Source organism: Cryobacterium melibiosiphilum (genome assembly GCF_003602235.1).
Lineage (GTDB): Bacteria > Actinomycetota > Actinomycetes > Actinomycetales > Microbacteriaceae > Cryobacterium > Cryobacterium melibiosiphilum.
This window is the reverse complement of record NZ_QZVS01000083.1, coordinates 26324-39028: the sequence shown is the minus strand read 5'-3', so window position 1 is coordinate 39028 and position 12705 is coordinate 26324. Positions and strand designations below refer to the sequence as shown.

At 65.6% G+C, this 12705-nt stretch carries 12 protein-coding genes; 6 read left to right on the top strand and 6 right to left on the bottom strand.

The window, feature by feature from the left end:
• Positions 1–8: 8 nt before the first annotated feature.
• Positions 9–881 carry a glycosyltransferase family 2 protein gene (locus D6T64_RS10740; protein ID WP_119974716.1) on the top strand — a complete coding sequence of 291 codons (873 nt, stop codon included), beginning with the start codon at positions 9–11 and terminating at the stop codon, positions 879–881.
• Between the two features lie 54 nt (positions 882–935).
• Entirely contained in the window at positions 936–2228 is a 1293-nt protein-coding gene (locus D6T64_RS10735; RefSeq protein ID WP_233551047.1) for a CDP-glycerol glycerophosphotransferase family protein, read from the top strand.
• Here the strand turns inward: D6T64_RS10735 and D6T64_RS10730 are convergent.
• Positions 2173–2979, bottom strand: coding sequence for a hypothetical protein (locus tag D6T64_RS10730; RefSeq protein ID WP_233551046.1), 807 nt, complete (start codon positions 2977–2979; stop codon positions 2173–2175). The two genes, D6T64_RS10735 and D6T64_RS10730, sit on opposite strands and share 56 nt — an antisense overlap.
• A gap of 158 nt (positions 2980–3137) precedes the next feature.
• Here D6T64_RS10730 and D6T64_RS10725 point away from each other — a divergent pair, with 158 nt between their 5' ends.
• Complete coding sequence (locus D6T64_RS10725; RefSeq protein WP_119974666.1) at positions 3138–3449, top strand: helix-turn-helix domain-containing protein; 312 nt, start codon at positions 3138–3140, stop codon at positions 3447–3449.
• 101 nt (positions 3450–3550) lie between these two features.
• On the opposite strand, the gene D6T64_RS10720 is transcribed toward D6T64_RS10725, so the two are convergent.
• The 3 genes from D6T64_RS10720 to D6T64_RS10710 form a co-directional block, all read right to left on the bottom strand.
• The gene (locus D6T64_RS10720) at positions 3551–4333 is read right to left on the bottom strand and encodes an ABC transporter ATP-binding protein (protein ID WP_119974665.1); all 783 of its coding nucleotides are present in this window, start codon (positions 4331–4333) and stop codon (positions 3551–3553) included.
• Entirely contained in the window at positions 4333–5130 is a 798-nt protein-coding gene (locus D6T64_RS10715) for an ABC transporter permease (RefSeq protein ID WP_199719135.1), read from the bottom strand. Before D6T64_RS10715 ends, D6T64_RS10720 begins: the two co-directional genes overlap by 1 nt.
• A 70-nt stretch (positions 5131–5200) precedes the next feature.
• Positions 5201–5893 carry a phosphocholine cytidylyltransferase family protein gene (locus tag D6T64_RS10710; RefSeq protein WP_119974664.1) on the bottom strand — a complete coding sequence of 231 codons (693 nt, stop codon included), beginning with the start codon at positions 5891–5893 and terminating at the stop codon, positions 5201–5203.
• A 275-nt stretch (positions 5894–6168) separates the two neighbouring features.
• Between D6T64_RS10710 and D6T64_RS23520 the strand changes: the two genes are divergently transcribed.
• Positions 6169–7704, top strand: a complete 1536-nt coding sequence (locus tag D6T64_RS23520) for an ABC transporter ATP-binding protein (protein WP_325049792.1) — start codon at positions 6169–6171, stop codon at positions 7702–7704.
• Positions 7680–9254 carry a hypothetical protein gene (locus D6T64_RS10700; protein ID WP_119974663.1) on the top strand — a complete coding sequence of 525 codons (1575 nt, stop codon included), beginning with the start codon at positions 7680–7682 and terminating at the stop codon, positions 9252–9254. The genes D6T64_RS23520 and D6T64_RS10700 overlap by 25 nt, the downstream gene beginning before the upstream one ends.
• An 80-nt stretch (positions 9255–9334) precedes the next feature.
• Here D6T64_RS10700 and D6T64_RS10695 read toward each other — a convergent pair whose 3' ends face one another.
• Positions 9335–10846, bottom strand: a complete 1512-nt coding sequence (locus tag D6T64_RS10695) for an HNH endonuclease signature motif containing protein (protein ID WP_147364525.1) — start codon at positions 10844–10846, stop codon at positions 9335–9337.
• 163 nt (positions 10847–11009) lie between these two features.
• Between D6T64_RS10695 and D6T64_RS10690 the strand changes: the two genes are divergently transcribed.
• Positions 11010–11297 (top strand): DUF3039 domain-containing protein, encoded by a 288-nt coding sequence (locus tag D6T64_RS10690; RefSeq protein WP_119974661.1) that lies wholly within the window; start codon positions 11010–11012, stop codon positions 11295–11297.
• A gap of 37 nt (positions 11298–11334) precedes the next feature.
• Here the strand turns inward: D6T64_RS10690 and D6T64_RS10685 are convergent, their stop codons facing one another.
• Positions 11335–12654, bottom strand: coding sequence for a nicotinate phosphoribosyltransferase (locus D6T64_RS10685; protein ID WP_267900480.1), 1320 nt, complete (start codon positions 12652–12654; stop codon positions 11335–11337).
• Between the last annotated feature and the right edge of the window lie 51 nt (positions 12655–12705).

Sequence of the window (12705 nt, the reverse complement as noted above, 5' to 3'; positions counted from 1 at the left end):
TGCCAGCTCTGACAGAAGCCCCGACGATCGGGGTCGTGGTGCTGACCCAGGGCACCCGTCCCGCTGACCTGGACCGCGGCATCCGCAGCATTCTGGCCCAGCAGGGCGTGCAGCTCGACGTGGTGTGCGTGGGAAACGGATGGCAGCCCACTGGCCTGCCCCAGGGGGTGAAGGCGCTCGGCCTGTCGGAGAACCTGGGAATCCCGGCCGGGCGTAACCGCGGCGTGCCGCTCGTGTCCGGCGACTACCTCTTCTTTCTCGACGACGACGCGAGCATCCCCGACCCCGGTTTTCTCCTCGCTGCCATCGAGCGGGTGCGGGCCGATCCGAGTATCGGCCTGCTGCAACCCCGGGTGGTCGACCCTCGCGGGATCGAGTCACCGCGGCGCTGGATCCCGCGCATTCGCAAGGGGCTCGCCACCGAGTCCGGGCCGGTGTTCTCCGTGTGGGAGGGCGCCGTGCTGCTGCCTCGAGCCGTCTTTCTGAAAACGGATGGCTGGGCCGAGCCGTTCTTCTATGCCCACGAGGGAATCGAGCTGGCCTGGCGGGTCTGGGACCAGGGGCTGCGCACGTGGTACGCGGGCGATCTGGTCGCCAACCACCCGGTGATCCAGCAGACCCGGCACGCCGACTATTACCGGCTCAATGCCCGCAACCGGGTATGGCTGGCGCGTCGAAACCTGCCCGGTGTGTTCGTTGTGCTCTACGTGGCGGCCTGGACGGGGATCCAGACTCTGCGTTGGGCACGAAACCGCCCCGCCCTGAGCGCCTGGTTCGGCGGCTGGCGCGAAGGCTGGACCGGTGACCCGGGACCGCGCCGCGTGCTCTCGATGCGCACCGTCTGGCGCATGACCCGCGCCGGCCGGCCGCCGATCGTCTAGTCGGGCCGTTTCCTGAGCGTGCCGGGCAGGCGGGCGGGCCGGTAAACTCAATTGGTGGATATTCAGAAGGACGCCCGCCTCGCGGTCAAACTCGTGCGCGATGCCGTGCACTCGCGCATCGCGGATCGTCGCCTGTCGGGGCGCATGAACGCGCGAACACCCTTCGCACCGAAGCACTTCACGATCGCCGTCTACTTCGCCGACGGCCCCGTCAACATGTACCAAATGCGCCAGTGGTACCAACCGCTCGCCGCACTCGCCGAGGTCTGGCCGGTCGTGGTGCTCAGCCGCACCGCGGGCGGCACGATCATGCTCATGGAGGAATCTCCGGTTCCGGTTGCGTATGTGCGCAAGGTTTCTGATCTGGAACAGATCATCGAGGAACAGGACATCCGGATAGTTCTGTACGTCAACCAGAACCCGCGCAATTTCCAGATGATGCGCTACGGGCGCCGGTGGCACGTGTTCATCAACCACGGTGAGAGCGACAAGATGTACATGCTCACCAACCAGTTCAAGGCCTACGATTACGCCTTCGTGGCGGGGGACGCAGCCCTCGCGCGCCTGAATCGGGTCCTGTGGGACTACGACTTCGACAAGCGCGCTCTCGCCATCGGGCGCCCGCAGGCCGATCATTTCTCCCGGGACGTGCCGTATACCCCCGACGACCGCTCCGTGGTGCTCTACGCGCCCACCTGGGAAGGGGACCGCCCCTCAGCCGCCTACGGTTCCGTCGTGACCCACGGCGTGGCCCTCGTGACGGCGTTGCTGGCGACGGGTCGTCACCGGGTGATCTATCGGCCCCACCCGCGTAGCGGTGTCGCGAACCCCGACTACGCAGCGGCCAACCGGCGTATCATCGCCGCGATCGCCGCTGCCAATGCACGGGATGCCACCGCCCAGCATGTCTACGACGACGGCCCCGACCTCGGCTGGCAGCTGGTCGCGGCGGATGTCGCGATCGTCGACATCTCAGCGATGGTCTACGACCGACTGGCGACCGGCAAACCTCTCTTTGTGACCCGCCCGGTGGACCCCGCCGCCGAGATCGACACGAGTGGATACCTCTCCGACTGTGAGTGGCTCTACGCCGAACAAACCGGCGACATCACGACCGCGCTCGATGCGCTGGCCGTAGACGGCCCGGCACGGGCGCGCCTGGCTTCCTGGGTCACGCGCTATTTCGGAGACACCACACCCGGCAGGGCCACCGAGCGCTTCCACGCGGCGATAGCGCGGCTTCTCGGCGAGTGGGATCGGTTCGCCGCCCTGCACGCCGGCGACGACGCGATCAGCCCTTACTCCGAACGCTCCACGGACGGCGTCTCCCCGTCGGACGCAGCGTGATTTCACGCAGGCGAGGATCAAGCTCCGCGCGGAAATCGGCGGGAGCCGGTCCGAAGGCGAGACGCGAGGTCTGTAGCACCCGCTTGCCCAGAATGTGATTGCCGGCGCCGCCGATCACCGCGCCGATTCCGAAGGGCAGCGCCTTTCCGACCAGACTGGCACCGCCGCGTGCCGCGAACTGGCGGATGAAGGCGGTCCTCAGACGATCGGTGAGCGGGCCGAGGATAGCCCGGGGGATGCTGTTCGTCACGAGCTCCCCCCAGTAGGCGCCTCGAGCGGCCCCGCTGCCCGTGAACTGGCCGGCAAGCTGGCGGACCAGATCAGTGCCCTCGTGTCCGAGCATCATCGTCATCACGAGTGCTCGGGCACGTTCGGGGTCGTCGACGGCGATGCCGTGCACTTCACTCACCGATTGCGCGAACAGGGCGGTCGCTTCAAGAAAACCGGCCGTCTCGACGCCGGAGATGGCCAGGGTCACGCCGGTGCCGATGCCGGGGATCACTGCGGTGGCGCCGACCGCAGCCCCCCCGGTAGTCACTGCGGCGAGGTAGCGGCGTTCCAGGATGCGCACCAATTCGGGCGGGGTCGCCTCCGGGTGGCGGAGACGGATGCTGCGGATATGCGCGAGAACCGCCGGCCGGTGAATCGACATGATGCGGTCGAAACCCTTGACGACGCCGGTCGGCAGTTGCCCGCCTTCGGGAGTGCCGCCGGTCGACGACAGGATCGGTGTGGGCTGCTTGGCCATCATGGTTGCCCTTCGGTGGTCGAGGTGGTCGAGTTCGGGTGCCGTGGTCAGTTTACGCGAGTTGACGGGATGACCCCAGTGCTGGTCTGATGCCGAAAGTGGGGGTACCGCGAGCCTCAAAACCACTGGTGCCATATCCCCTGCAAGAGTAGAACTGAGTCATGCCTGAGCCTAAATCTGAAGCGTCCCGAATTTTGGGCGGTCGCCTGCGCGAACGCCGTCTGGCGCTCTCCCTGAATCAAGAGACCGTCGCCCACCTAGCCGGACTCAACGTGTCGAATTATGCCCGAATCGATCGCGGTCACGGCAATCCCACATTTCACACCCTGATCCGTCTTGCGACGGTGCTCGGGATGGAACCGAGTGAACTACTGGTCGGATTCACGACGGCAGACCTGCCGCCGACCCGAGACAGCTACACCGCGCTGGACTTTCGCCGCGAACAGGAGGCCCACGCCGGACAGCATCGCTGAGGCTTATTCCGATCGTTCCCACCGATCGTTCCTACCGATCGTTCCTGCCGATCGTTCCTTCCGACCGATTATTTCGATCGATCGTTCACGGTCGCTGACACTTATTTTGGTGTGATGCCGTAGTCGGCGTTATACCGGGCCAGTACCTCGGCGAGCGGTGCGTCCAGCACCAAATCGCCCTTGTCGAGGTACAGGCCACGCTGGCAGAAGCGGCGAAGGTCGCGCTCGTTGTGCGAGACGATGAACAAGGTTCGCCCACCAGCCAGCATTTCCTCGATGCGGCGGTAACATTTTTCCCGGAACGCCTTGTCGCCGACGGCGAGGACCTCATCGACGAGGAGGATCGGCTCCTCCAAACGGGAGATCACCGCGAAGGCGATCCGTACTTTCATGCCGCTGGAGAGGTGCTTGTACGGCGTATCAACGAAATCGGCAATCTCGGCGAAGTCGATGATCTCATCGAAGCGCTCGCCGATCTCCGCCCGGCTCATACCGTGCAGCCCGGCCGTGAGATAGACGTTGTCGCGCACGCTGAGGTCGTCCACAAATCCGCCGGTGATTTCGATCAGGGGGGCGACGCCCTCCGTGACATGCACGCGGCCCTCGTCGGGGAGCACGACCCCGGTGACGAGCTTGAGCAGGGTGGACTTTCCCTGACCATTACGGCCGACCACGCCGATCGCCTCTCCCGGCTGCACCGAGAACGTCACGTGCTGCAAGGCCCAGAATTCGCCCGGACGACTGCGTCGCTGGCGTGGGCCGAACAGGTCCTTGAAGGATCGGCGGCCGCGACGATTGCGGCGAAAGCGGATGCCGACATCCGTCAGGTCAATGACCGGCGCTGCCGGCGTCGATCGAGCCTGGTTCGTTGCCGATGTGACCATCAGATCTCCTTCAGGACGGCGCGCTCGGTGCGGGTGAAGACCAACAGCCCCAGGCCCAGGAAGGCCAGTGACATGGCCGCGCTCACACCCACGACGAACCAGTCGAGCTGTTCCGGAAAGAAAGCCGCGCGGTACAGGCTGAATATCCCGCTGAGCGGATTGAAGGCCGCCCAAAACTGCAGGTTCGAGGGGAGATCGGCGGTGCCGTAGATGACCGGAGAGGCGTAGAAGAGAAAGCGCAGGACGAGCTTGACGGCGCGCTCGAGGTCGCGGAAGAAGACCACGAGCGGCGCGACGAGCAGCCCGACCCCGGCGGTCAGAACGGTCTGAATCAGGATGGCGAGGGGAAAGAACACCGCTTCGGCGTTCAGTTCCGCCCCGAACAGGATGGCGAACAGCACGAGCACGGGTATCGCTGCCACGAATTCGATGCCTTTGGACAGGACCAGCCGATTCACCCAGATGGTGCGCGGGATACGCGTCGACCGAATCAGTTTCGCCTCGCGCAAAAACGCCCGGGTCGAATCGGACACCGTGCCGTTGAACCACATCCACGGCAGCAGCGCGCTCAACAGGAACACGATGTACGGCTCATTACCGACGTCACGCTGGAAGACCTGGGTGAAGACGAACCAATAGATCCCGGCCATGACGAGCGGGTCGAGGATCGACCAGAAGTAACCGAGGACCGACGTCGAATACCGTACGCGCAGGTCACGCTGCGTCAGGAGCCAGAGGGAATGCCGGTACCGGGCAGCGGGCGTGCGCGGGTGCACGGCGGGGGCGGAGCTATTCACGCGATCTATCGTAGAGGAGCGCCGACCCTGCCAATTCACACTGCTGGCCTCAGGGGCGCAGCCACGTCGGTCAGACGAAGAGGTTCGCGCGCTCGAGGTCTTCGGCGAAGTCGACCTCGACCGCGTAGAAGTCCGAGATGTTGATCGGCTCGACGAGCATGCGGTTCTTCTCGATCGCGAGCTCGATACCGCGCTCGAAGTAGTCCTGGGCGTCTACCTTGGCGAGGTGCCGGATCAGCAGGGCCTTGTCGGTCGCCGACACGTAGTTGATGCCGACGGCTTCGCCGAGTCCGCCCTTGACGGTCTTGGAGAGCTCCTTGATGTAGCCCTCGGGACTCATCGTGTATTTGACCTCTTCGTCGGATACCTTGTCGGTGTTGACCATGACGAAGGACTGGTTGCGCACCATCATGGCCGCGGCACGGTCGAGAATGGCCGGGTCGAAGACCACATCACCATTCATCCACAGCACACCGCCGGGTGCGGATGCCTGCAGCGCGCGCAACAGGCTCTTCGAGGTGTTCGTCTGGTCGTACTGCTCGTTGTATACGAAGGAAGCCTGGGGGAAGGCTTCGATGATGTGCTCAAGCTTGTAGCCGACAACGATGGTGACCTTGGCGACCGTGCCGAAGGCGTGCGCAATGTTGTCGAACTGCTGCTGCATGATGGTGCGGCCGTCGCTGAGCTCGGTCAGCGGCTTCGGAAGCGAGCGGCCGAGACGGCTGCCCATGCCGGCCGCGAGAATGACTACCTGGGTGGTCACGATTATCTCCTCAAGAATGGTGTGGGCCCGCCCCGGCCAACTCCTCGTCTCAGGTCATGCCGAGTCAGAGTTTGCCCAAGGTTTACCCTCTGGTTCACACAAAGACACATCGTTATGCCACTATCACCATACACTTTGACGAGAATTGGGCCAAGGATGATCGAATTTTGTGTTCAACTCGTGACCCGGTCAGTCCCCGCAGCACTCACCCGCAGCACTGACCCACAGCACTGACCCACATGCGGGTGTCAGGGTCGAATTGGTAGGTTAGCGGGGTGACCCCCGTAGCCCCGAGAGCCGATTCCCCGACAGCCGAGGTCTCGATCTCTTCAGCAGAGGTGCCGGTCCCGGCCGAGATCGCCAGTCGTGCTCGCACGGCATCCGGACGCCCCAAACCGTCCGGTTCGGCGCGACCGCGAACGGCCCCCGCCCGGGCGGGAAAGTCCGCGACGCCAGGAAAGCCTGCCGTAGGCGTGAAGTCCGCCGCGGCGGAGAAGTCCGTGGCCGTGCCTCCCGTCGCGCCGAAGTCGGCTGTCCCGCGCACGACAGCGACCAACACCGCACAGGCTGCTGCGGCGGTTCGCAGCCAGGCCCGTGCCCGTGCGGCCGCGTCGGCACCTTCGGCCCGGCTTGGCGCTGCTCGGTCGAGTGCTGCGAAAACGGCCGCCAGTGCTGCTGCGGCCCTCCGTGCGACCGCCGCCCGCGAAGCCAAGGCCGCAGCGGCGGCACGAGCAGCCGCGCTCGAGGTCGAAGCTCGAACGCTTGCCGCCGCCGAGGCGGAACGTGCCGCAGAAGTGTCCGCCGCCGCGGAATTTGCCGCCGAGACTCTGGTCACCACGGTCCAGACCACGTCGCCACTGGACACTATCGAGGCCCCGCATTCTCCGCCTGCTCCGCGTTCTGTAGCTGCTCCGCTTTCTCCAGCGGACCCGCATTCTCAGGCTGACCCGCAAACCCTGACGGTCCCGAGCACGGCGGTCCCGCGGCAGAAGAAACGCAAGCCGGTTGCGGTCGTCGAGCGCCCGACCGTTGAGCTTGCCGACCCCCTCGCGCCGGTCGTCGTGCGAGCCTCAGGCCTGATGAAAAAATTCGGGCCCAACACGGCCGTCGCCGGCATCGACCTGCAGGTGCGAGCCGGATCCTTCTACGGCATCGTCGGTCCCAACGGAGCGGGAAAGACCACGACGCTGTCGATGATCACCGGGCTGCTCCGACCCAACGCCGGGTCGATCCACGTCCACGGTATCGATGTCTGGGCCAAGCCCGTGCAGGCCAAACGACTCATTGGCGTACTGCCGGATCGCCTGCGCCTGTTCGATCGGCTGACAGGTGCCCAACTGCTCTATTACTCGGGCACCCTCCGCGGACTCGACAACCGTGCGGTGCGCGAGCGCAGCGCCGACCTGGCTGCCGCGTTCGGTCTCGAGGACGCCCTCAACCGGCTCGTCGCCGATTATTCGGCCGGAATGACGAAAAAGATCGCGCTCGCCTGCGCCATGATCCACTCACCACGCGTTCTCGTGCTCGACGAGCCGTTCGAGTCGGTCGACCCGGTTTCTGCCGTCAACGTGACGGAGATTCTGCAGAAATACGTGGCCAGTGGTGGCACGGTACTGCTCAGCAGCCACGGGATGGATCTCATCCAACGGGTCTGCGATCACGTTGCCATAATCGTTCAGGGCACTGTGCTGGCCTCCGGGACGATCGCCGACGTACGCGGCACGTCCACGCTCGAGGAACGCTTTATCGAGCTGGCCGGCGGGCGCACGGTCGCGGAGGGCATGGAATGGTTGCACAGCTTCTCGGACTGAAGATCCGTCTGCTCGGGAACGCATTTCGGCGGAGCCCCTGGCAGGTCGTGGGAATTCTGGTTGGCCTCGCCTACGGTCTGGGTATCGCCGGCGGCCTCGTCGCCGTTCTGGTCAGCGCCCGATTCGTCGAGGACGTCACCCTGATTCGCGACGTCTGCACGGTTGCCGGCGCGGTCGTCCTGCTGGGGTTCTTTCTGGTCCCTCTCCTGGTGGGTATCGACGACACCATGGATCCGCGAAACTTTGCCCTTCTGGGCATGCCGACGCGCACGATTGCCGGGGGACTTCTGGTCTCCTCCTTCGTGGGCGTTCCGGCCCTCGTGCTTGGACTCGCGCTGCTCGCCTCGGTCGTGACGTGGTCGAGGGGAGTCCTCGTCACACTGTTCGCCCTGGTCGCCGCCGCGCTGTTGTTCGTCACGTGCATGCTGGCGACGCGCGTGAGTACATCGCTGGCCGCCTTTCTGCTGTCGACGCGGCGTTCACGGGAATTCTCCGGAGCAACGGGAGTGCTTGTTCTGCTCATCGGGGCTCCGGTCGCTTTTCTGCTGCTGAACGTGGAATGGAGCCGATACGGCCTGGACTTGTTGGGTGGTCTCAGCGCGATCCTCGGTTGGACTCCGCTGGGCGCTGCCTGGGCGGTTCCCGGTGATGCCGTTGCGGGCGCGTGGGGGTCTGCCCTTCTGCGGCTTCTCCTGGCGGGCGTTACGGTGGGGCTGCTCTGGTTGGCCTGGGTCGCACTCGTGGCCCGGATGCTGGTGACTCCGGGTCGGGAAGCTGCCGCGAAGCACTACGCGGGGCTCAGCTGGTTCGGCCGGCTGCCGCACACTCCCGCAGGAGCGATCGCCGCCCGCAGCATCACGTCCTGGGGCAGGGACTCACGGTACTGGGTGTCGCTCATCATGATCCCGGTTGTCCCGATCCTCGTGTACCTCCCCCTGACGATCGCCGGAGTCCCGGAGCACTACCTCACGCTGCTGCCCGTGCCTCTGATGTGCCTGTTCCTCGGCTGGACGATCCACAATGACGTCGCCTATGACAGCACTGCGATCTGGTTGCACGTCGCCTCGGGAACCCGGGGCGTCGCCGACCGCGTCGGTCGCTTGATACCGACCCTCGTGGTCGGTATTCCACTGATCGGTCTCGGTTCGGCGCTCAGCGTGTTCTTCTATGGCGATTGGGGCCCCCTCCCGGCGATGCTGGGAGTGAGCACGTGCATCTTCCTGACGGGCTTGGGCTTCTCCAGTTACACCTCGGCGCGCTTCCCCTACCCGGCCACCAAGCCCGGAGACAGTCCGTTTGCACAACCACAGGCCTCCGATACGGGCTCGGCGATCGTGCAGTCGCTTACGTTCACCGGTGCGATCGTGTTGTCCAGCCCCGCAATCCTCGGGCTGCTGCTCGGCATCTTTGTCGACCCTTACTGGTTCATGCAGTCCCTCTACTATGGGGTCGGGATGGGCCTGCTCGCGCTGGTGATCGGGGTGTGGCGCGGCGCGCGGGCCTTCGAGCGGCGCGGGCCTGAAATTCTGGCCTCTGCCCTGCGCGCCTAGGGCGAACTCCTGGCTTGCCACGCTCGCAGATGCCCATGGGTGCGGTGGCGCGGCGGCCATGTTCTCGGCCGGAGCTGGTTCTAGCTACTGGGACTGCTGGCGCGGTGTTTTTGGGGTGGTCGCCAGGTGTCGGTGGGGTCGAGCCAGTGCGGTGCTTTGACCTGGGGTAGTCCGTTGACCATGCGAATGCGCCAGCCGCCGATGTTGTCGAGGCCTTGGTGATGCCACCAGCAGATCAACGACCCATTTGATATCACGGTGTCTCCGCCTTGGCTGTAGGGGATGACGTGGTTGACTTCGCAGAAGTAGGCGGGCACGGTGCAGCCGGGAATGACGCAGCCGCCGTCGCGGGCGGTGATGGCTCGGCGTTGCAGGTGGTCGAAGAGGCGTTTGCGGCGGTTTTGCACGCTGCCGACCTGCACGATTTTGCCCTTATGGTCGAAGACGACGGGTTCAACGTTGCTGATTTTCATCAGGTCGGTGACGGTGGTGAGGGAGATCGGGGCGTCGAGGCCGTCGATCCAGCCGACCCCGCGGCCGGCTTCGAGGTCGGCGGCGTTCACGTGCACCATGACGGTGGGGGCGGCGGCGCCGATGGTGGGTGCCTCGGGGTCGCGGGCGCCGGCGACGAACAGGGCCCGCAACACGTCGACCCGTTTCTCGCCCGCTGGCCGGGTATCGACGGAGACGACCGGGCGGGCCTCCGTACCGTCTCCAGCATCACCCAGACCCTCCGTGCTGTCCGAGTCTTCGCTGCTGTCCGTGCTGTCCGTGCTGTCCGTGCTGTCCGTGGTGACGAAGGTGGGGGTGCTGGTGGCGAAGTGCGCGGCCCAGAGCTTCTCCATGATGCCGCGATCGAGCGGGGTCATGCCGCCGGTCAAGGGGTAGAGGCCGTCACGCAACTGGCCGAAGCCAATGCTGCTTTTGGCCTCGCGGGCGCGGTCCTGTGGGGCGATACCGTTCGGGTCAAGGTGGGCCTGATAGACCGCCAACAGCCCGCGCACGCCATCGGCGGGAAACGCGAACCCTGGGCACGGGTCGCCGGTGGCGTCGACAGTGGGAGCGCCGGTCGCCACGTCGACCAGGTGCTGCTCGGCAGCATCCAGCTGGCCCTGATCGGCCCGCCGAGCCACTTTATCGAGGCCTGTGACGATGATTTCGGCCGCATCGACCCCGATCGTTCCGGCGGACAGGGCCGCGCCGACGGCCGGATACAGCACCGGCAGCGGCGCGCCCACCCCGGCGCGCACCGCGGTGAAGTTGCCCAGCGCCAGGCGCCGTTTCACCTCCCGCACCGACACCCGCGTCACCGTGGTGATCACGTCGATCGTGTTGCGGCAGCCGAGCTTCTTGATCAGGCTGCCGGAGCCGACATCGATCGCCGCCCGCTGCGCGACGTCATGGGCCGCCGAGACCCGGGCGGCGTCAACCAGCCGGCCCAGATTCTCCAGCCCGCCCATCACCCCGACCGCCGCCATGTCAGATGGTCGTGAGACGCTGAGCCCAGCAAGAACTTCGGCGAGACGCTCCTGAACTTCAGTGAGCGCCTCAACCGCTTCGTGGCCGGAATCTGTGTCCGACGGGAGTGTCAATGACCTATTCTCAGTTTAGCAATCTAGAACTGAAATTCAAGACTATAAATACACAATGCATAATGTAAACGTATTTATCTACGCAAAAATACGAGCTGCGCGAGTTGTATTACTGGACCTAACCCGTCGGACGCACCCGGGAGCGGAGGCTTAGACTGAGTGCATGACTCAGGACATTCGCGCCAGCATCGCAGATCCAGGCCAGCCGGGCGGCGGCACATCGACCCTCGACCGGGAACTCGAAGAACTCATCGAGCAGGAGCAGATCGAGCCCGGCGATCACGAGCGTTTCTCCCACTACGTACCCAAAGACAAAATTCTGGAGTCGGCGCTCTCAGGCAAGCCGGTCAAGGCGTTGTGTGGCAAAAAGTGGCTTCCGGGCCGCGATCCCGAGAAATTCCCGGTCTGCCCGACCTGCAAGGCCATCTACGAGAAGATGAAGGCCAGCTAAACCGAGCAGCCTGGTTTCAGCACCGAAGCCTCTGCTCCTAGCGATACGACGTGGGAATGACCGCATCGCCGCGACCGAGGCGGAAGGCCTCGATCGGTAGTTCCTGCATGACGGCCGCGTGGTGCTGGCGGGCGCGCTGCGTGCCGGCCACTCCCACGAAGCGTTCATCGACGGTGCCGCCCTCGATCAGCGGCACCAGCAGTTCGCGCTCCAGGCCGCCGTGCGGGGCGGGAATTGTGCCCTCCGGGCCATCTCCGAGTTGCACGATCTCTTCTCGGGCGATGCCCGCTGAATCGAGTCGCCGCAGCGCGGTCTTCCGGCCGCCCACGGAGAGCTTGGCGGTCGATGTCTTCGCCACGCTGGTCCACTGACCGGCATCGTTCTTGTGGGCGACCAGCTTGTAGACCATTCCCGCGGCGGGCTCGCCCGAGCCGGTGACGACGGATGTCCCCACGCCGAACGCGTCCACCGGCGATGCCGACAGCGCGGCGATGGCATGTTCGTCCAGGTCGCTCGTCACCGTGATGCGAGTCTGCACCGCGCCGAGCGCGTCGAGCTGTGCACGCGCCGCCGCGACGACGGTCGGCAGGTCACCGGAGTCGATGCGGATCGACCCCAGCGCCGGTCCGGCGACGGCTACGGCGAGGTCGATTCCGGTGGGCACGTCATAGGTGTCCACGAGCAGGGTCGTGCCGGGCCCGAAGGCGGCTACCTGGGCGCGGAAGGCATCCTCTTCGGTGTCGTGCAGCAGCATGAATGAATGGGCGGCCGTTCCCATGGTCGGGATTCCCCAGCTGCGCCCGGCCTCGAGGTTGCTGGTGGAGGAGAACCCGGCAATGTAGGCGGCGCGGGCGGCGGCCACGGCGGAGTGTTCGCCCGTTCGGCGGGACCCCATCTCGGCGAGCGGACGGCCAAGACTCACCGAGACCATGCGCGCGGCGGCACTCGCGACGGAGGTGTCGTAGTTGAGCACGCTGAGAATCAGCGTCTCGAGCAGAACCCCCTCGGCGAAGGTGCTCTGCACGTTGAGCAGCGGAGAACCCGGGAAGTAGGCCTCGCCCTCCTGATAGCCCCAGATGCTGCCGCTGAAGGAGTAGTCGGCCAGCCAATCGAGGGTGGGGCGGCGCACGACCGCGTTCTCTTCCAACCAGCCGATGTCCGCATCAGTGAAGCGAAACGCCCGAATGAGCTCGAGCAGGCGACCGGTCCCGGCGAGGATGCCGTAGCGGCGTCCCGGCGGCAGCCGGCGCGCGAACGCCTCGAACATGCACTCTCGGTCTGCGGTGCCGCTCTGGATGGCGGCATCGACCATGGTGAGCTCATAGCGGTCAGTGCGGAATGCGGGGGACGGGATCACCTCGCCAGCTTATCCGCCCGCCCACCCGGCTGACCCGCCGCGACTAAGCTT